Source organism: Pseudomonas crudilactis, from assembly GCF_013433315.1.
Lineage (GTDB): Bacteria > Pseudomonadota > Gammaproteobacteria > Pseudomonadales > Pseudomonadaceae > Aquipseudomonas > Aquipseudomonas crudilactis.
Map to the genome: position 1 here is coordinate 21,384 of NZ_WXVV01000023.1, position 19,110 is coordinate 40,493.

The window sequence follows — 19,110 nt, forward strand, 5'->3', positions numbered from 1 at the left end:
AGCTCTCGGCCATGAGCGAGCAGACCAGCGCTGGCGTGCGTCAGCAAAAAAGCGAAGTGGATCAAGTCGCCACGGCGATGCACGAAATGGCTTCGACGGTGCAGGAAGTTGCGCGTAACACGACCGATGCGTCCGCCGCCGCGACCCTGGCCGATCAACAGGCGCGCCACGGCAGTACGGTGGTGAAGCAGGCGACGTTGCAGATCAGTGAACTCGCGGTGGCCATTGAAGAGTTGGGCGGCGCGATGAACGTGCTGTCTCAGGACAGTGAGCAGATCGGCAAAGTGATCGATGTGATCAAAGCCGTCGCCGAGCAGACCAATCTGCTCGCGTTGAACGCCGCAATCGAAGCCGCGCGGGCGGGAGAACAGGGGCGTGGGTTCGCCGTGGTGGCAGACGAAGTGCGCTCGCTGGCGCAGCGGACACAGGACTCGACCAAGGAAATCGAAGCGCTGATCGTCACCCTGCAACAAGGCGCGCAAGCGGCCTCGACACTGATGGCCTCCAGCCGCGAGCGCACCCTCGATACGGTGGTATTGGCGCAGAAGGCCGAGTTGGCGATTACCGAGATCAATCAGTCCATCGGCACGATCCAGGAAATGAGCCTGCAAATCTCGGCCGCTGCCGAGCAGCAAAGTGCCGTGGCCGACGAAATCAATCGCAGCATCGTCAGCGTACGGGATGTGGCTGACCAGTCGGCGGTTGCCAGTGAGGAGAGTGCGGCTGCGACGGTCGAGTTGGCGTCACTGGGGCAGGACCTGCAGCGAATGACCGCGCATTTCCGCACCTGATTATTTGTATGTAGAGCACGCGGCGCCTTCGAATATTCAGGCGCCGTCGGGCTGCAGTTGTCGCCTGGTTTGCAGATGAGTCAGTCCTGCGGCTGTTTATTAACCGCCATGGAAGGTTACAACCCGTTATCAGAGGGTGTCATGACCGACTTTCCAAAATCATTCACGTCTGCCGGAGGCTGCCTGGGCTGTAAGAGCAACGGCATGCCGGACATGGATTTTGCCTTCGCCTTTCAGCCCATTGTGGATCTGCGCGATCAAACGACGTTTGCCCACGAAGCGTTGGTTCGAGGCGTAAAGGGTGAGGGCGCCTTATCTGTCCTGGAGCAGGTGGACGATCAAAACCGTTATCGATTCGACCAACTGTGTCGAGTGCGGGCTATTTCCACGGCGGCTGAGTTAGGGATGACGCAGTACCTGTCGATCAACTTTCTGCCGAATGCCGTTTACCGTCCAGAGATGTGTATTCGCAGCACGCTGGAGGCAGCACGCACTTACGGCTTTCCGCTGGAGCGGCTGATCTTCGAAGCGGTGGAAGGCGAGCACGTTGAAAGTAACAAGCATTTGATGGCGATCTTGCGTGAGTATCGTGAGTTTGGGTTCAAGACGGCGATCGACGACTTTGGCGCAGGCTATTCCGGCCTTAACTTATTGGCGGATTTTCAACCGGACTTGATCAAGCTGGATATGGCGCTGATCCGCAATATTCACCGTGACCGAGTGCGCCAGATCATCGTGCGTAACGTGGTGAACATGTGTAGAGAGTTGGGCGTGGAGGTGATCGCCGAGGGCATAGAAGATGCCGAGGAACGAGATTTTCTCGCCGATTGCGGTATTTACTTGATGCAGGGTTACTGGTTCGCCAGGCCTGCTTTCAAATCATTGGCGCAGATCCCGACGAGTGCGTGGCTGAAGAGCTGATCGCTTTCAGCTCGCACTGATCCGCTCGATAACTTGGCTCAGCGCCGGACGTTTGTTGAGCCATTCAGCGTTGGTAATCTCCCTGGCGATGAGCAAAGTTTCATCTTGCCGGGTGCGGCGCAGGCCTAGGATGTTCAGACAAGATCGTCGCTGTTCATCCCGAGGGGAATCGTGCCATGCGGCTTAATGTCGTCAAAGTGCTGTTGATTGCTGCTGCAGTATCGGTGTTGAGTGCCTGTTCGGGCACGGGTGGTTTGACCACCACCAGTTGTTTCTCCAGCGACTGTCAGTCGCCGGAGGGGCGCAACGCCAATACGTTGAAGTTTGGTGGCAACAGTATCGGTAGCAGTCTCAATCAATACAGCTCCGGCATGTTGCATGACGATTGAGGATTACTGCGCGGCCGGTACGGCAATCCACTCGCTGAGGGTTTGCTGATACTTGCCGGTGACTTTGCTCAAGTGCAGCCACTGATCGACGTACAGTTTCCAGCTGATGTCATCGCGCGGCAGCAGGTAAGCCTTCTCGCCGTACTGCATGTACTGATGCGGATTCACCGCGCACAGGCCCGGTTTGAGTTTCTGCTGATACAGCGCTTCCGAGGCGTCGGTGATCATCACGTCGGCCTTGTTGTCGAGCAGTTGCTGGAAGATCGTCACGTTGTCGTGCAGGGCCAGTTGCGCCTTGGGCAGGAAGGCGTGGACGAAGGCTTCGTTGGTACCGCCGGCGGGTTCGACCAGGCGCACGTTGGGCTGGTTGATCTGTTCGACCGTCTGGTACTTGCTGACATCGGCGCAGCGCACCAGCGGGATCTTGCCGTCGGTGTCGAGGGTGTTGCTGAAGTAGGCTTTTTTCTGCCGTTCCAGGGTCACCGAGATACCGCCCATACCGATGTCGCACTTGCCGGCCTGCATGTCCGGCATCAGGGTTTTCCAAGTGGTTTGCACCCATTGCACTTTGACGCCGAGGCTGTCGGCCAGCAAGCGGGCCATGGCGATGTCGATGCCTTCGAAGTCGCCGTCGGGGCGTTTGAAGGTGTAGGGCTTGTAGTCGCCGGTGGTGCACACGCGCAGTTCGCCCTGTTGTTGGATGGTGTCGAGGTGTGAAGGGTTTTGTTCGGCGTGGGCAGCGCAGGACAGGGCGAAACCAGCACCCAGCACCATGATTTTTCTTATTGATGATTGCATGTCGTTTTCTTCAAGCTGATTGCAGGAGCAACCGATTTTAGTAGCACGAGCGCACGGTGCAATGAGCAGTTGGTACGCTGATCGGATCAGCGTGGGTTGATGGCGATTTAAGCGTGACTTGGTTACTCTTCATTTTTTCTGCCCAAAAGGGCTAAGGACGGCGTGAGTATGAAGAGTCGGCTACGGTCGTGGCTGCATCAAGCCATTGCAGTTGTTTGTTGCGGCTGTGCAGACCGGGTGTCCGCCAAAACGGACTATTACTATCGATTTGAGACGGCAAAAGGTTGGTCGAATTTTTTCAAAACTGGTTTTACGATAACCGAGCGAAAAGGTAATGCCGGAGATCTCAGAAACTCTCCCGAATACGCCAAGAATCTGAAGAACACCGGAAACGATCGGGCGTTTTATTTCTACGATACGTACGAAAACGCCCTGCTCCAGTTGAAGCAAAGATTACCGCTTGGCAGTACCGCGTATAACCGCGTTCATGATGAGTTTCAATTGGCCTTTCTCAGTCGAATCAAAAAATGTACGCCAGCACTAAAATGGCGAAAGTCCCACGTCGATCGTTCCGACGAACGGCGGGGAGCCAAATACATTCTTCCCTCCTTGAAATGTTTTGAGATCCCCGCTTCACATATTGAAATTTACCTGGACGGTCAGTGGTGGCCGAAGAATGGGGATGCTGAACACGTGATTTTGAATGCATATGAGAACATTCAATCTATGCCATATGAGGAGTTTTGCTCCCGATTACGTCCGCTGTCTTAATTCTGACCTGAGTGCTATTAGGGTCATGCATCAATATGTATGAGCCCGGTCACGTGTTTCACCAGCGCGGGGACGCCAATTTCGCTTACAGCCCCAACCCTTCTTGCACCGCCAACAACAGATTATTTTCCGTCAGCGCAATGGCATCCAACTGCTGCCCGGTTTCAATCGACTGCACCCACCAATGGCTTTCACCGTGTTCATCCACGGTGCGCAGCAGATAGGTGTCCGTGGCTGACGGGATGATCTGCACCCGCCCGGCGCCATCCTCGGTAAACCGCGCAATGGGATCAAATGTCAGGCTTTGATGATTGGCTTCGATCACCAGTTGGTCGATGGCGTAATCGTGGGATTCACCATCGGGTGAGGTTTCACAAACGTGGGTCGGATTGCGCCGAATCTTCAACCCAACCTCGGTGACCGGCTGCAGCCACGCCTCGATGCGGTGGTACAAGTCGTACACCTGCGCCGGCCAGCAATCGATCTCCAGCGCGGCATCCGCGTGGGTGTGCCGGGTTTGCTTGAGTTTGGCGGCGAGTTCGTCTGCTTTACTCATTTCGGATCCCTTGGTTTGATGTCTGCCTGTTAATCGTAGACCTTTCAACGGCGTACGGCGTTGCCTTGCGTCATGCGCTTGCAACACAAGCGTGTCGAAATCAGCGCTGGCCAAGTCTGGTCAGGATCGAAAACCACGGACGCAGGCGTCCCAAGGAGCGGGTAGATGAAAAAGCTGTTTACAATTTTGGCAGTGATTGCGCTGACGGCCGGTAGCATCGGTTTGAGTTCGGCGCGCCAATCGCAATCGAGCAACGCGCAGGCGGAATCGGTGGCGGGGGTGTTCGATTACTACCTGCTGGCGTTGTCCTGGTCGCCGACCTTTTGTTTGACGCACAAGGACGACTCGCAGTGCACGGGCAAGGGCTACGGCTTCGTGCTTCACGGTTTGTGGCCGCAATACGCCAAGGGCGGCTGGCCGGAATCCTGCCCGCCGCTGACCACGCTGAACGCGGCGCAAACCAGCCAGGGCCTGACGCTGTTCCCGACCAAAAAACTGCTCGACCACGAATGGTCCAAGCACGGTACCTGCAGCGGCCTCGGCGCGATGGGTTATCTGGATGAAGCGGACAAAGCCGTGGCGGCGGTGAAAATCCCCGATGAACTGCAACCGTTCAGCAGTTCCTATTACTTCGAAGCCCAGGAAATCGCCGACCTGTTCCGCAAGGCCAACCCGGGCATTCCGGCGGATGGCATCGCTGTCATTTGCAGCGGCCCGGAGTTGTCGGAAGTGCGCGTGTGCATGGGCAAGGATTTGCAGTTCGGCGCCTGTGGCAAAGGTGTGAAATCCCAGTGTCGCGCGGGGGATATCCGGGTGCCGCCGTCGCGCTAACCTGAGCGGTTTCCACGTATCAAAAAGGCGCCCGATCGGGCGCCTTTTTTGGTCTGAAGATTTGAAGTACCCGGCGAACTCCCGCATGCTTGCGCTCCCGAAAGGATGACCACGTTACATTGCAAGGAGCTGTTCATGAGCGGAAAACCCGCCGCCCGCGTCACCGATCCAACCGCCTGCCCATTGCCGGGACATGGCACCAATCCCATTGTCAGTGGCTCCCCGAATGTGAATTTCGACGGCTTGGCGGCTGCGCGGATGACTGACAAATCCGCCTGCGGCAGCCCGATTACCGGCGCTGTGGCGTCGACGGTGTTCATCAACGGTTTGAACGCCGCGACACTGGACAGCACCGGTGGGCACGGCAACGTCGTCATCGGCGGTTCAGGCACGGTCATCATCGGTGACACGGTGACGTCGGCTCCCTTCAGTGGTTTGCTGCCGATGCCGGTGCATTTCACTGACCGGTTGAAACTGGTCAATGACGTGACCGGTGAGCCCATGCCAGATCATCCTTACGTTATTCAGCGCGCTGACGGGCGTCTGGAACATGGAGTGTCTGACGCGAACGGATTCACCCACCAAGTAAGCTCGCATCTGCCGGAAACCATCAAGTTGTTTTTGGAGGAGTGAGGCATGCCTGCTGAAACGGTAACGTGCGCGAAGGGCAACAATTACAAGCTGCACAAGGAACATGCGCTGACGGACAAGAAGGATGTCAGTGACAAGCCGGTACCGGTGGAGAGTACCAAGGCGATTGTTGTATTTGTTGGTGGGGCTGGCGACAAAGAGAGTTATTACTTTTCCGGACCGTATAAAAATATCCGAGAGGCATGGGTGACATTTGATGACCGCACCCGAAAGTTGCAAGAGCAGGGTAGATATAAGTCAGATTGGTTGGGCTACAACGAGGTCAGAGGTAAACAGGATATTCAGCGTCATGTCTTGAGCCTTATTCCTTACAAGAGTTGTCCTGTTTATATCGTCGGACATAGCCTCGGTGGATGGAATGGCGCTCATCTGACAAAAATCATGTCGGAATGGGGCTACCGGGTTCAGATGCTGATCACTCTTGATCCGGTAGGAGAGGGGGCTTTGGTTTGGCTGGGGTCGGATATTTATCGCGAGCGACCTGAGCCAATTACCAATGACTGGATAAATATCAAGGCTGCACCCACTCAGAGAGACCCGTCAGATGGGGTGGCTGACTTTGGCGAGAAATGGCTTGTTTCATGCGGTCCCTCGGTGAATGTCAGTGTTGATACGAACCATGCCAATGCATTCGGGCTATTCAATGCGCCCATAGCAGGCAGGAAATCGGCGAGCGACTTCTTGTTTGAATCCATCATGAAGGAGTTTCCGGGTGAATAAGTTTTTACTTTGCATATTTCTATGTATTTGTTCCGGGTGTGCTAAAGATCATATAAAACCACCTGCGAACTTGGTCTTCCGTTCTGTTGAGAGGGATGATAGTTCGCTTTTGTATGTCATTCGGTATCAGTCGGATGTCGATGTCCTTAATCTTTTTGATCGAGGAGAAAGGGTGGGGATGGCGTCAGGCATGTTTGAGTGCGGTTTGTCGGATGACCAAGATTTTTCTATTAAGAAATTCATGCGATTTACTGCATTTGGTGTAATAGAACCCGAAAAAGACGTCAGCAGAAAAATGGGGTTCTCCTACTTGACCCGTACTTTCATGAGTGAACTTTCAAACGGTGGCGGTTCGCGGCGAGACTTGTCAGTGGCAGAACTGAACCAACTCCTCTCCAACAAACAACAGATCCCCTGCAAAGTCGTCGTCACCGCCTACGGCTACAAGCCCTACTACTCAAACACCATGAACATTCCCGTCGCGGACCTCCTACGGGAAATCAACAAACCCCAATGATAAAAACGGGAGGATTTCAGGCGAATCCCCCCGCATCCACCCCCAACTCCCCACGCAAAAACTCCACCAGACCGCGCTGTAACCCGCTCAACACACCCTCACGACTAACCAATGCCAATTCCGTCGGCGCCAGTTCCGGCAGATCCGTACACACCTGATGCTCAGGCAATACCGCCGACACCGGCAGCACCGACACCCCCAATCCCGAAGCCACCGCTGCTTGAATGCCGGTCAGGCTGTGGCTGCCAAACGCGACCCGCCAGGGGCGCTGGGCAACATCGAGCAAACGAATGGCGCGCTGCCGATACAGGCAGCCTTGCGGAAACAACGCCAACGGCAACACGCCGATCGACGAATCAAACTCCGCACCTTTGACCCACACCAGCCGCTCCGGCCAGGTCGCCCACGCCGGGCCGCTGTCGGGTTCGCGTTTGATCAGGGCGATGTCGATGTCGCCGGCATCGAGGCGCTGGCGCAGATCAAGGCTCATGCCGCTGAGGGTTTCCAGCCGTGCTTGCGGATGGCTGCGGGTGAAGCCTGCAAGGATCAGCGCCATGCGCCGCGCGTCGAAGTCTTCCGGCATGCCGATACGGAGGATTTCCAGATCGAGGTCGCTGGCCAAGGCTTCAGTGGCTTCGGCAGACAGCGCGAGCAAACGGCGCGCATAGTGGATCAGCAGTTCGCCGTGCTCGGTGACGGCGACATTCAGCCCGGTACGGTCGCGCAGCAGCAGGGCGTGGCCAACGAGGTCTTCGAGTTTGCGTACCTGCTGGCTGACCGTCGATTGGGTGCGGTGCACGCGATCGGCGGCGCGGGTGAAGCTGCCTTCGTCGACCACGCAGACAAAGGTTTTCAGCAATTCCAGGTCCAGCATGGCGGTGCTCTCGATAGTGGTTTTTCAACTGACGATTGGCTATTTATTTAATTTCACACTATCACCGTGCGCTCATAAGCTGAAGTCCTCACCACGGAGGATTCGACCAATGACACTCATCAACACACCGCGCCCGCAATGGCTGACCTTCGATTGCTACGGCACGTTGATTCAATGGGACGAAGGCCTCAAAGCCGTCGTTGGGGAAATCCTCAGCGAGAAGGGCGAGCATCAGGTCGACGTCGGGCACCTGATCGAAGTCTATGATCGCCATGAACATCGCCTCGAACAAACGCCGCCGCACCGTTCGTTCCGCGAGCTAAGTACCCTCGGCCTGCAATTGGCCCTGGAAGAATTGGGCCTGCCCAGCCTGCCCGAAGACAGCCAGCGTCTGGCCGCTGCGATCCCGAAAATGCCGCCGTTTGCCGAGGTGATCGAGACCCTGCGTGAATTGAAAAACATGGGTTTCAAACTGTGCATCGTCTCCAACACCGACGACCAGATCATTGCCGGCAACGTCGCGCAACTCGGCGGCCACATCGACCGCGTGATCACCGCGCAACAGGCTGGCGCCTACAAGCCGGCGCCGCGCCTGTTCGACTACGCTCATGAGCAGTTGGGCGTCAGCCGCACAGAGGTGGTGCACATCTGCGCCAGCCCGATGCTCGACCACACGGCTGCGCGGGACATGGGCTTTCGCTGTGTATGGATCGATCGCGGCACCGGTCGCCAGTTAATGCCGGACTATCGCCCCGACGCGATCCTCAACAGCCTCGATCAAGTGTTATCGCTGTTCAAATCCCTCGGTTGGTAACGGAGAATCGTCATGGCTCACACCCTGACTGCCAGTGCGCGGGCCTCACGCCTGACAGCGCTGAACCTCGACACGGAAGCGATCATCACCGCCCGCAACGAACTCGCAGCGTGTTTTCAACTGGCCGCGCTGCATGGCCTGGAGGAGGGCATCTGCAATCATTTTTCGGCGATGGTGCCGGGGCATGACGATCTGTTTCTGGTCAATCCCTACGGTTATGCGTTTGCTGAAGTGACCGCGCAGAATCTGCTGGTCTGTGACTTTGACGGCAACGTGGTTGAAGGCAAAGGCCAACCGGAAGCCACGGCGTTTTACATTCATGCGCGTCTGCACAAGCAACTGCCGCGAGTGAAAGTCGCCTTCCACACCCACATGCCCCACGCCACGGCGTTGTGTCTGCTGCAAGGTCCGCCGCTGTTGTGGCTGGGGCAAACCGCACTGAAGTTCTACGGGCGCACGGCGGTGGACGAGGACTACAACGGCCTGGCGCTGGACGCGTCCGAAGGCGACCGTATCGCCAGTGTCATGGGCGATGCCGACATTCTGTTCCTGAAAAACCACGGCGTGATCGTCGCCGCCCCGACCATCGCCGAAGCCTGGGACGACCTCTATTACCTGGAGCGCGCCGCCCACGTGCAACTGCTGGCGATGGCCACGCAACGGCAATTGAAACCGCTGCCCCACGCCATTGCGCAACGAGCCTATGAGCAGATGCGCGAGGGCGACCCGCAAAGTGCGCGGGCGCATTTGCACAGTGCGATGCGGCGCCTGGGCCTTCACAACTGACTAACCCGAAAGAGGCAATCGAAAATAAATCGGCGAACAGCGATCATCCAAACTCGTTGTGCGCCGATATACCTGGGCGGAAGCGGGGCGTTTGCCCCGTAGATTCCGGTGGGCTACGCTCACAAACATAAGGGTTTCCCCGCTGGCGCCCTTGTCGTACCTGCCCAGGACTTGCTTTTGCCTATCCCTATTCACGACCCGCAACAGGCCCCCGGAGGCACCCTTAAACGCCTGCCGCTGCGCAAAGCGGCGGTGCTGTTTATCGTTGCGGTGGGGCTGTGCCTGTCCGGTTTGCTGTACCTGCAACTGGAGCAGTCGCGGCGTCAGGATCTGGCGGTGGCAAAAGTGGCTTCAAGCAACCTGACCCGGGCCATGGCGCAGCAAGCGGAGGACACATTCCTTGCCGCCGATCTGGTAATGACCAGCCTGGTTGACTGGATTCAGGATGACGGCTACGGCGCGGCGCAGCGACCGCGCCTGCAGAAAACCTTCGCCCGGCGCGTGCAGCAACTGGATCAGTTGCACGGCATGTTCCTCTTCGACACGCAGGGCCAATGGGTGATTACCTCGTTCGCCGATCTGCCCCGTGGCAATGGCGTGGCCGACCGCGAGTACTTCAGGTTTCACCAGCAGAACGCCTCGACGCTGGCGCACATCGGCCCGGCGATTCGCAGCCGCGAGAACGGCGAGTGGATCATCCCGATCTCCAAGCGCATCAATGATCACGCCGGCAATTTCCAGGGTGTGCTGCTGGCCGGGATCAAGATGTCGTACTTTGATCGTTTCTTCGAAAGTTTCAGCCTTGATGACCAAGGCATCATGTTTCTGGGGCTGAGCGATGGCACCTTGCTCGCTCGCCGTCCGTTTGATGAAAACCTGATCGGCACGTCGCTGGCGCAGGGGCGGATTTATCGCACGTTGCTCCCCGAAGCCTCGGCCGGCACCGCAATGATCGATTCGGTGGTCGATGGGGTTGTGCGTTTGTACGGCTATCGGCGCTTGGCGGCGTATCCGTTGGTGGTGTCGGCGGCGACCTCGCGCGACACGATTCTCGAGGGTTGGTACGCCCGCGCATTCCAGTCGAGTGTGATCGTCGCCTTGGTGATTCTCGGCATCGGCCTGTTTGGCTGGGTGTTCATTCACCAGGTGCGCGACGGCGAACGGATCGAGAAAAATCTGCGCAAGGCCCAGCGCACACTGGAGCAGATTGCGACCCACGACAGCCTGACCGGGCTGGCCAATCGACGTCTGTTCGAGCGTTCGCTGGAGATCGAATTCGCCCGTGGCGCGCGGCAGGTCAGCCCGGTCAGCCTGATCATGCTCGATATCGATTTCTTCAAGCGCTACAACGATGCCTACGGTCATGTCGCCGGGGATCATTGTCTGACCCAGGTCGCACAGGTGCTGCAGACGTGCTGCCAGCGCAAGTCGGATCTGGCGGTGCGCTACGGCGGTGAGGAATTTGCGGTGCTGTTGCCGGACACTGACATCAACGGCGCGCTGGCAATTGCCGGGCAGATCCGCCGCAGTGTGATCGATAAGCACATCATCCACAGCGGCTCGCCGACCGGGTATCTGACGGTGAGTCTGGGTTGTTATTCGTTTATCCCCAGCGGCAATGACAGCCCGGAAGTGTTTATCCAGCGCGCCGATGCAGCGCTGTATCAGGCGAAAAATGCCGGGCGCAATCGTGCGGCGGTGCTGTCGCTGGACAGCGGCCTGGCCGAGTTGATGCGCTCTGATCGCTGATCCAATCGCTGACACAAACCCTGTGGGAGCGAGCTTGCTCGCGAAAGCGCCGTGTCAGCCGATGAAGATATTGGCTGATCTACCGCCTTCGCGAGCAAGCTCGCTCCCACAGTGATTTTCATCAAGCCAAGGTTATGTGAGTACCCATACAACCGAGGGTTTTCACCACGGGTGGCTCTTGTTCGTTCAGCCGCCAGTGCCACCGCCCGCACCGCCAGTGCCGCCTCCGGCCGAACCGGTGCCGCCGCCAGCCCCCGATCCCGAACCGCTGGCGCCGCCATTGGTGCCAGTCCCGGAACCGGCACCGTTGGAGCCATTACCGCCCGAAGGCGCGCCCGGCGTGTTATCGGGTGGCATGGTCGAACCGCTCGTCGCACCGGATTTGGTGCCGGTGGCGTCAGCGCCATCGTTGGCGGCGAAGCTGGCGGCCGATGCCGTGGCCAGCAGGCCGGCGAGCAATAACGAGGTGAGTTTGCGCGTGATCATGATCCGTCTCCAGAAAGGGCATGTACCTGATATTGGTCTGATGCGCAGAACCCTTGGTGCCGATTGGCTGACGAGCGGTCAGCCGAGAAAACCGAAGTGGCCTCCTGATCTTCGGGAATATTGGCTATTTGCCGAACCGGGTGTGAGGGCTAACGTAGCCACACATTCACTTGTTGCCCGGAGCCACCATGAAACCTCGTACCGATTTCTATACCGCTTCCCCAGACGCCCTGAAAGCGATGATCGCGCTGGAAACCGCGGTGTCCAAACTGCCGCTGGAGAAAAACCTGATCGAACTGGTCAAGCTGCGTGCTTCGCAAATCAACGGCTGCGCGTTCTGCATCGACATGCACACCACCGATGCGATCAAGGGCGGCGAAACCCCGCGCCGGCTGTTCGCGGTGACTGCTTGGCGTGAAGCGCCGTTCTTCAGCGACCGCGAACGCGCCGCGTTGCTGTGGACCGAATCGCTGACCCAACTGAGCCTGACCCATGCGCCGGACGAAGATTACGAAGTGGTCGCGGCGCAATTCACCCCGAAAGAAATGGTCGACCTGACTGTGGCGATCAACACCATCAACAGCTGGAACCGTCTGGCGGTGGGCTTCCGCAAAATCCCACAGGCTTAAGCTGCCCACAATCCTCTGTAGGAGCTGCCGAAGGCTGCGATCTTTTGACTTTGCTTTTAAAAGACAAGATCAAAAGATCGCAGCCTTCGGCAGCTCCTACAGGGGCCGGGAAAACTTCAGAAAGCTGGATCAATGCCCATCCGCACTCGGCGCCGCCGGTGGTTGCACCTTGCGCATCAAGGGCACCATCGCGGTGGCGATGACGAAGCACGCTCCGATCATCAGAAAGGTGTCGCCGTAGGTCTGCGTCTGCGCCTCACGGTAAGTGAGCAACCACAACTGGCGCAGGCTGGCGGTGACGCCGACGTCGCCGCTCTGGCCCAGACTCGCGAGGTTGCCGCCGACCTGCGACAGCCACTGATTCATCGCCTCATTGCTGCTGTTCAGATGCTCGGCCAACCGCGTGAAGTGCAGGTTGGTGCGGTCATTGAGAATCGTCGCACACGCCGCAATACCGATGGCACCGCCGAGATTGCGCATCAGGTTGAACAGGCCCGACGCATGCTTGAGCCGTGCGGGTGCCAACCCTCCCAAGGTCAACGTCACCGCCGGCGGCACTGCCAGTTGCTGAGCAATCCCGCGCAACGCTTGCGGCAGCATCAACTCGCCGGCGCCCCAGTCGTGGGTGATCGGGCTGAATTCCCACATCGACACCGCGAATAAACCCAGGCCGATCATCATGATCCAGCGCAGGTCCATGCGATTGGCCAGAAAGGCATACAGCGGAATCGCCATGATCTGGAACACGCCGGTGGAGAAAACCGCCAGACCAATGTCCAGCGCGTTGTAGCCGCGTACGCGGCCGAGGAACAGTGGCGTCAGGTAAATCGTTGCGAACAGGCCAATGCCGGTGACGAACGAAAAGAAGCAACCGAGGGCGAAATTGCGATCTTTCAAAGCACGCAGATCGACGATCGGATTGGCCACGTGCAAGGTGCGGCCAATGAACGCCAATCCTGCCAAGCCACTGATCCACGCGGTGGTCAGAATGGTCTGGTCGCTGAACCAGTTCCAGCGCGGGCCTTCTTCCAGGGTGTATTCCAGACAACCGAGAAACAGCGCGAGAAACACCATGCTCAGGTAGTCCGCGCCTTTGAGCAGGGACAATTCCGGCTGGTCGATTTTCACCAGCATCGGCACCGCTACGGCAACGAAAATCCCCGGCACCAGGTTGATGTAGAACAACCAGTGCCACGAGGAAATATCAGTAATCCAGCCACCGATCACCGGCCCCATTGTCGGCGCCAAGGACGCGACCGCACCGATGGTCGCGGCGGCGATCACCCGTTGTTTGCCGGTGAAGAAAAAGAACGCCGTGGTGAACACCAGCGGAATCATCGAACCGCCGAGAAATCCTTGCAGCGCGCGAAAGGCAATCATGCTCTGGATGTTCCAGGCCACGCCGCAGAGCAGGCTGGCGAGGGTGAAACCGACTGCCGAAGCACAGAACAACCAGCGCGTTGAAAACACGCGCGACAGCCAGCCCGACAATGGAATCACAATGATTTCAGCGATCAGGTAACTGGTCTGCACCCACGCGGTTTCATCGGTGCCGGCAGACAGTCCGCCGCCGATATCGCGCAGCGACGCCGAGACGATCTGGATATCCAGCAGCGCGATGAACATGCCGATGCACATGGTCGCGAAGGCGAACACCTTGGTCACGGTCGCCATGTCCGCCGGGTTGAATGGCTGTGCAGGGGCGGCGAGGGTGCTGCTCATGGCGCGACGGCCACGGCGCTGGTTTCCGGTTGCGCGCGGGTGTCGACTTCCGCGGTCACCGACAGGCCCGGACGCAAGTGCCCGAGCACGCCGTCAGCCGGGTCGAGGAGGATGCGCACCGGCACACGCTGGACGATTTTGGTGAAGTTGCCGGTGGCGTTTTCCGGCGGCAGCACGCTGAACTGGGAACCGGTGGCAGGGGCGAGGCTGTCGAGACGGCCGTGGAATTCCTGACCGGACAGCACGTCGGCGCGGATGCTCACGCGCTGGCCGGGTTTCATCCGCGCCAATTGGTCTTCCTTGAAGTTGGCATCGACCCATAAACCGCTGGCCGGTACCACGGACAATTGTTGCGAACCGGCCTGGGCATAGGCGCCGACCCGTGCGCGACGGTTGCCGATCACGCCGTCGACCGGTGCGCGCAGTTCGGTGTAGCCGAGGTTCAGTTGCGCCAGATCACGCTCGGCTCGGGCTTGTTGAAGGGCGGCGCGGGCCTGTTGTTTCTGAGTGTCGATCACCGCCAGTTGGCGTTGTGCGGCGAGCAGTTCGGCCTGGGCGCGGGCGCTCAAGGCTTGTGCAGTTTTGAAGGTGGCGTCGGCGCGTTGTGCGCTTTCTACCGACACCGCGTTGGTGGTCACCAGGCGTTTGTAGCGCGCGTTGTCATCCCGCGAGCGCGCGGTCTCCGCACCGGCGGCGTCGATGCCGGCGCGGGCCTGACCGATCACTGCTTGTTGCAGTTGTTCGGTGGCGTCGAGGTTGGCCAGCAGGGCTTCTTCGGCGGCCACGGCGCCTTCGGCCTTGGCGAGGTTGGCGCGATAGTCGCGGGCGTCGAGGCGGATCAACACGTCGCCGGCCTTTACGTGCTGGTTGTCGCTGACCAGCACTTCGTCGATGTAGCCGGCGACTTTCGGCCCGATCACCGTAACATCGCCACCAATATAGGCATCGTCGGTTTCTTCAAGAAAACGCCCGGCGCCCCACCAGTGCACGGCGTAGACCCCGGCGAAGATCAGCGCGAGCAAACCCGCGCCGGGAAGCAGCAAGCGTTTAAGCAGGGGCGGCTTGGACTTCACCACAACAGGTTCGAGGTTGGGCATGCTGGTCATGGCGGATTACCTGGGTAAACGGGTAGTTATTACGGCTGTAATATGACGCAGGTAATATTTAGTCGCAAATGATTTCTGACGCCGATCGTCAGTTGTTCATTTGAGCCAGTGGCCCGGTGTGCTGCCGGTCATGGATTTGAAGAAGGCGATGAAGGCGCTGTCGCTGGCAAAACCCGTTTCAAAAGCGCAGTAACTCAGGCTGCGTCCGGTGGCGAGCAATTCCATCGCGCGCATCAAGCGCCACTGCTGGCGCCATTGCTGATAACTCATGCCGGTTTCGCGCTGGAAGATTCGCCCGATGGTGCGGCTGCTGGCGCCGATCTGCTGTTCCAGCACTTGCAGTTCCGGTGGCAGTCGATCCGGCGTTTTCAGCAGCGGCGCCAGGCGCTTGTCCTGAGGTAACGGCAACAGCATCGGTTGCTGCGCCGCTTCGACGATTTCGCTCAGGCACAGGCCGAGCAGGTGGGCGAATTTGCCTTGCTGCCAATCGGTGGCGAAATCCGCCAGCGCCATCGGTTCCAGCACCGCACGCAACAACGGGCTGACTTCGATCACGCAAACCTGCTGCGGCAGTGCAGCGCACAGTTCGGCGATCAAGTAGATGGAGCGGTAATCGACACTCTGCTGCATCACCGCCCGATGGCTGACACCCGGCGGAATCCACGCCGCCCGCGACGGCGGCAGCAGACACAATTGCTGCGCCAGGGTAATTCGCGTACAGCCTTGTCGCGTGTACAGCAGTTGCCCGCGTTGATGACGGTGCAGGCCGGAATCGTGATCGCCCAGGGTCGAGGCGATACCGATCACCGGTGCCTGAAAGCGATCAGCGTCAAACGTTGCATGGGCGTCGAGCCAGACCATGGGTTGTCCGATTTCAGCGATTAGTTGTCAGGGTTCGGATAATACGCCACTCCTCGATTCTTAAACTCCTCGGCGGTTTATGTGAGGAGTGATGAACAATGAACAACAGACATTTCCTGTGGCTGGCGATTGCGTTGCTGATGTTTCCGCAGATCGCGCAAACCCTGTACAGCCCGGCGCTCGGTGATATCGGACGTGTGTTTAACGTTGGCCCGCAAGCAGCGGCGCAGACGTTATCCGTGTATTTCCTCGCGTTTGCCGCCGGGGTGGTGGTGTGGGGGCGTTTATGTGATCGCATCGGTCGGCGCCCGGCGATGCTCGCTGGCCTGGCAATCTATGCGATTGCCACGTTTTTAGGCCTGCGGGTCAGCAGTTTCAACGGCTTGTTACTGGCGCAGATGTTGGCGGCGTTCGGTGCGGCGGTGGGCTCGGTGGTCACGCAAACCGTGTTGCGCGACCGCTTCAAAGGCGCCGAACTGGCGCAGGTGTTTTCGTTGGTGGGCATTGCGCTGGCGGCCAGTCCGGCGATTGGTTTGTTCAGTGGCGCCGGTCTGGTTCAGGCCTTTGGTTATCGCGGTGTGCTCGGCGCCTTGCTGTTATTGGCCACGCTGCTCTGGTTGTGGAGTGTGTACGCCTTGCCGGAAACCCGAGCGGAACAACCACCGCACGTCTGCCTGTTCGAAACGTCAGGGCGCATGTTGCGTGACCCGGGAATCTGGCGCTCGGCGCTGTGGATCGCGTCATTCAACGTGGCGCTTTTCAGTTATTACAGCCTCGGCCCGTTCATGTTTCAGCGGCTGGGGGTGGACGCCAGTGTGTTCGGTTACAGCGGTGTGATCCTCGCGCTGGGTTCAGGTTTTGGAGCATGGCTTAACCGGCGTTTATTGACAGCCGGGTTCAAGGCATTGCAGTTGATTCGCCTCGCGGGTGGCATCGCGTTGCTCGGTGGCGTGGGCGTGTGGTCGCTGCAGAACAGTGTCGCGTTCGTCCTGCCGATGTTGTTGGTGGTATTGGCGTTCGGCTTGGCGATCCCCAACATTCTCGGTGCGGCGCTGGCCGATTACGCTGATCGATTGGGCACCGCCGGGGCGTTGTTGGGCTTGATGTATTACTTGCTGATCGGCACAGGGCTGATGCTCGCCGGCTGGTCTCAAGCTCTCGGGGAAACCCTGATAGTGTGCAGCGCCGTGGCCTTGCTACTGACAATAAAGCCAGGCAAAGCAATTGTTTAAGAAATGTAAGCGCTGTAGGAAGCGTCTTGCATTTGTGTAGGAGGGCTCCGACTATCACGATCATTGATGACATGGCATTACGCCATTTTATGATCGCAAGGATGTTGCGTGCCGTATCCGTTTCGCGCTGTTTTCCGTCGTCGTTCCACGCTTTGCCCGCTGTTGTCGGCCTTTGTGTTGAGTGTCTGTGCCTCCTCGATTGACGCGGCCGAACCTGTCGCGCCGGGTCAGGAAGTGCTGCGCCAGCAGCAACAGCAACAGCGCGATCTGCAACAACTGCAACTTGAGCAAAGAAAACGGCAATTGGAGCGCGGCGCGTTCGGCCCGACGCCGATCATCCCGGCCATCCCGCAAACAGTTGCTCCCGATGAACGTTGCTGGCCGTTGAGCGGCACGCGGATCGGCGGCGTTACGCTGATCGACAGCGACAAACTCAACGCGCGGATCAAACCGCTGCTGGCGCCGTGCATGGGCGTCGGCCAGATCAATCATCTGCTGGCGACCATCACCGCGAGCTACGTCGACAAGGGCTACATCGCCAGCCGCCCGTATCTGCTCAGCGCACCGGTAGCGGGGCAGTCGCTGGATATCCGTGTTGACGAAGGCTACATCGAGTCTATCGAACTGGCCGATCAAAGTCTGCCGGTTTCGTTGGGTGGCGCGTTCCCGGGAATGCTCGGCGAGCCGTTGAACCTGCGCGATCTGGAACAGGGCCTCGATCAACTGAATCGCCTGCGCTCGATCGATCTCACCGCCGACATCGCCCCCGGCAGCCAGCCCGGCGCCTCGCGAATCATCCTGCGCTCACGCACCTCCGCGCATTCGCGCTGGGCCTTGAATGCCGGTTTCGACAACCTCGGCAGCGCCAGCACCGGACGCGACCGCGATACGGTCAGCCTCAGTCTCGACAGCCCGTTGCAACTCAACGACTTGTTGAGCCTCAGCGCCAGCGACACCCTCAATCAGGGTGACCGCTACAGCCGCAATGCCAGCCTGTATTATGCGATCCCTTACGGCTACTGGACCTACAGCGTGTTTGCCAGCCATGCCGAATATCGCGCGCCATTCAAACTGCCGAGCGTGACCTTTCACAGCACCGGCATCACCGACCAGGTCAGCCTGCGCGCCGACCGTGTGTTGTGGCGCGACCAGAGCCGTCAACTCAGCGCCAACCTGCAACTGGCGCACAAGGATGTCGACAGCTATCTGCAAGACGTTCGCCTCGGCATTCAGAGCCCGACCCTGACCGTGGCCGAGGCCGGGCTCAATCTGTTCTGGCTCGACCGCGCGGTGTGGAACCTCGACGTCAATTACGCCCAAGGCCTGCGCTGGTTTGGCGCCGACGACGATTCACAGCAGCAGATCAACAATTTGCCCAAGGCGCAGTTTCGCAAGTACCGCGCCGGCCTCAGCCAATGGCGTAACGGTCAGTTCGGCGCGCAGGCCTGGCAGTGGCAGAGCCAACTCAATGTGCAGTACAGCCCGGACCCGCTGCCAGCGATTGAACAGTTGCTCGGCACCGACGATTCGGCGGTGCGCGGCTACCGGGTCAGCAGTGCCTCCGGCGCCAGCGGCGCGATCTGGCGCAACACCTTGCGCCTGCCGATGCGCATTGAGTGGCCGCTGCAGATCACCCCGCGTGTGGGCCTCGACCACGGCTGGATCAAGGCTGATCACGGCGCGCAGGGCCAACGCCTGAGCGGCGCCAGTGTCGGCCTGAATCTGGGCTGGAAGAATCTGCAAGTCGACGTCGATTACCAGCGCGCCCTCAACACCCCGAACGGTCTGCAGCACGAGCCAGAGACCTGGCTGATGCGCGTGGGCCTGCAAATCTGAACAACGCAGTGAACAAACAGCCGTCGGATCTGAGCGCGTCAGCCACGGCCAAGACTAAACGCGCAACGTG

General features: G+C 59.1%; 21 protein-coding genes. 14 read left to right on the plus strand and 7 right to left on the minus strand.

Annotation, left to right across the window (positions count from 1 at the left end; translation table 11 throughout):
* Positions 1-11 precede the first annotated feature (11 nt).
* The 3 genes from GTU76_RS30620 (at position 12) to GTU76_RS22810 (ending at position 2,101) form a co-directional block, all read left to right on the plus strand.
* Complete coding sequence (locus GTU76_RS30620) at positions 12-791, plus strand: methyl-accepting chemotaxis protein (protein WP_371857719.1); 780 nt, start codon at positions 12-14, stop codon at positions 789-791.
* Positions 792-932: 141 nt separating this feature from the next.
* Positions 933-1,712 carry a S6 modification regulatory phosphodiesterase RimA gene (gene rimA / locus GTU76_RS22805; RefSeq protein ID WP_180699698.1) on the plus strand — a complete coding sequence of 260 codons (780 nt, stop codon included), beginning with the start codon at positions 933-935 and terminating at the stop codon, positions 1,710-1,712.
* A 176-nt stretch (positions 1,713-1,888) separates the two neighbouring features.
* Entirely contained in the window at positions 1,889-2,101 is a 213-nt protein-coding gene (locus tag GTU76_RS22810) for a hypothetical protein (protein ID WP_180699657.1), read from the plus strand.
* A 3-nt stretch (positions 2,102-2,104) separates the two neighbouring features.
* Here the strand turns inward: GTU76_RS22810 and GTU76_RS22815 are convergent, their stop codons facing one another.
* Positions 2,105-2,875, minus strand: a complete 771-nt coding sequence (locus tag GTU76_RS22815; protein ID WP_425503663.1) for a transporter substrate-binding domain-containing protein — start codon at positions 2,873-2,875, stop codon at positions 2,105-2,107.
* Positions 2,876-3,067: 192 nt separating this feature from the next.
* Here GTU76_RS22815 and GTU76_RS22820 point away from each other — a divergent pair, with 192 nt between their 5' ends.
* Complete coding sequence (locus tag GTU76_RS22820; protein WP_016984582.1) at positions 3,068-3,670, plus strand: hypothetical protein; 603 nt, start codon at positions 3,068-3,070, stop codon at positions 3,668-3,670.
* An 85-nt stretch (positions 3,671-3,755) separates the two neighbouring features.
* Here the strand turns inward: GTU76_RS22820 and GTU76_RS22825 are convergent, their stop codons facing one another.
* A complete protein-coding gene (locus GTU76_RS22825) occupies positions 3,756-4,226 on the minus strand; it encodes a hypothetical protein (protein ID WP_016984581.1) in 471 nt (156 codons plus the stop codon).
* A 165-nt stretch (positions 4,227-4,391) separates the two neighbouring features.
* On the opposite strand from GTU76_RS22825, the gene GTU76_RS22830 reads away from it, so the two are divergent.
* From GTU76_RS22830 to GTU76_RS29905, 4 genes are all read left to right on the plus strand, one after another.
* Complete coding sequence (locus tag GTU76_RS22830; protein WP_180699659.1) at positions 4,392-5,057, plus strand: ribonuclease T2; 666 nt, start codon at positions 4,392-4,394, stop codon at positions 5,055-5,057.
* Positions 5,058-5,192: 135 nt separating this feature from the next.
* Positions 5,193-5,690, plus strand: coding sequence for a PAAR domain-containing protein (locus GTU76_RS22835; protein WP_150811783.1), 498 nt, complete (start codon positions 5,193-5,195; stop codon positions 5,688-5,690).
* 3 nt (positions 5,691-5,693) lie between these two features.
* The gene (locus tag GTU76_RS22840; RefSeq protein ID WP_180699660.1) at positions 5,694-6,428 is read left to right on the plus strand and encodes an alpha/beta fold hydrolase; all 735 of its coding nucleotides are present in this window, start codon (positions 5,694-5,696) and stop codon (positions 6,426-6,428) included.
* Positions 6,421-6,945 (plus strand): hypothetical protein, encoded by a 525-nt coding sequence (locus GTU76_RS29905; protein ID WP_180699661.1) that lies wholly within the window; start codon positions 6,421-6,423, stop codon positions 6,943-6,945. The genes GTU76_RS22840 and GTU76_RS29905 overlap by 8 nt, the downstream gene beginning before the upstream one ends.
* Before the next feature lie 16 nt (positions 6,946-6,961).
* Here the strand turns inward: GTU76_RS29905 and GTU76_RS22850 are convergent, their stop codons facing one another.
* Positions 6,962-7,819: a LysR substrate-binding domain-containing protein gene (locus GTU76_RS22850; RefSeq protein WP_180699662.1), complete on the minus strand. Its 858-nt coding sequence runs from the start codon at positions 7,817-7,819 to the stop codon at positions 6,962-6,964.
* Between the two features lie 109 nt (positions 7,820-7,928).
* Between GTU76_RS22850 and GTU76_RS22855 the strand changes: the two genes are divergently transcribed.
* From GTU76_RS22855 to GTU76_RS22865, 3 genes are all read left to right on the plus strand, one after another.
* Positions 7,929-8,633: a haloacid dehalogenase type II gene (locus GTU76_RS22855; protein WP_016984575.1), complete on the plus strand. Its 705-nt coding sequence runs from the start codon at positions 7,929-7,931 to the stop codon at positions 8,631-8,633.
* Between the two features lie 12 nt (positions 8,634-8,645).
* Positions 8,646-9,419 (plus strand): aldolase, encoded by a 774-nt coding sequence (locus tag GTU76_RS22860; protein ID WP_180699663.1) that lies wholly within the window; start codon positions 8,646-8,648, stop codon positions 9,417-9,419.
* Positions 9,420-9,596: 177 nt separating this feature from the next.
* On the plus strand, positions 9,597-11,168 hold the full coding sequence (locus tag GTU76_RS22865; RefSeq protein WP_180699664.1) for a sensor domain-containing diguanylate cyclase: 1,572 nt from the start codon (positions 9,597-9,599) through the stop codon (positions 11,166-11,168).
* A gap of 186 nt (positions 11,169-11,354) precedes the next feature.
* Here the strand turns inward: GTU76_RS22865 and GTU76_RS22870 are convergent, their stop codons facing one another.
* The gene (locus GTU76_RS22870) at positions 11,355-11,654 is read right to left on the minus strand and encodes a hypothetical protein (protein ID WP_180699665.1); all 300 of its coding nucleotides are present in this window, start codon (positions 11,652-11,654) and stop codon (positions 11,355-11,357) included.
* Positions 11,655-11,842: 188 nt separating this feature from the next.
* Between GTU76_RS22870 and GTU76_RS22875 the strand changes: the two genes are divergently transcribed.
* Positions 11,843-12,283, plus strand: a complete 441-nt coding sequence (locus tag GTU76_RS22875) for a carboxymuconolactone decarboxylase family protein (RefSeq protein ID WP_180699666.1) — start codon at positions 11,843-11,845, stop codon at positions 12,281-12,283.
* Positions 12,284-12,412: 129 nt separating this feature from the next.
* Here GTU76_RS22875 and GTU76_RS22880 read toward each other — a convergent pair whose 3' ends face one another.
* From GTU76_RS22880 to GTU76_RS22890, 3 genes are all read right to left on the minus strand, one after another.
* Positions 12,413-14,005 carry a DHA2 family efflux MFS transporter permease subunit gene (locus GTU76_RS22880; protein WP_180699667.1) on the minus strand — a complete coding sequence of 531 codons (1,593 nt, stop codon included), beginning with the start codon at positions 14,003-14,005 and terminating at the stop codon, positions 12,413-12,415.
* Entirely contained in the window at positions 14,002-15,111 is a 1,110-nt protein-coding gene (locus GTU76_RS22885; protein ID WP_180699668.1) for an HlyD family secretion protein, read from the minus strand. The genes GTU76_RS22880 and GTU76_RS22885 overlap by 4 nt, the downstream gene beginning before the upstream one ends.
* Positions 15,112-15,207: 96 nt before the next feature.
* A complete protein-coding gene (locus tag GTU76_RS22890; protein WP_180699669.1) occupies positions 15,208-15,972 on the minus strand; it encodes an AraC family transcriptional regulator in 765 nt (254 codons plus the stop codon).
* A gap of 98 nt (positions 15,973-16,070) precedes the next feature.
* Here GTU76_RS22890 and GTU76_RS22895 point away from each other — a divergent pair, with 98 nt between their 5' ends.
* Together GTU76_RS22895 and GTU76_RS22900 are read left to right on the plus strand one after the other, a co-directional pair.
* The gene (locus tag GTU76_RS22895; protein WP_180699670.1) at positions 16,071-17,204 is read left to right on the plus strand and encodes an MFS transporter; all 1,134 of its coding nucleotides are present in this window, start codon (positions 16,071-16,073) and stop codon (positions 17,202-17,204) included.
* Between the two features lie 108 nt (positions 17,205-17,312).
* Positions 17,313-19,040, plus strand: coding sequence for a ShlB/FhaC/HecB family hemolysin secretion/activation protein (locus GTU76_RS22900; protein WP_180699671.1), 1,728 nt, complete (start codon positions 17,313-17,315; stop codon positions 19,038-19,040).
* Positions 19,041-19,110 lie beyond the last annotated feature (70 nt).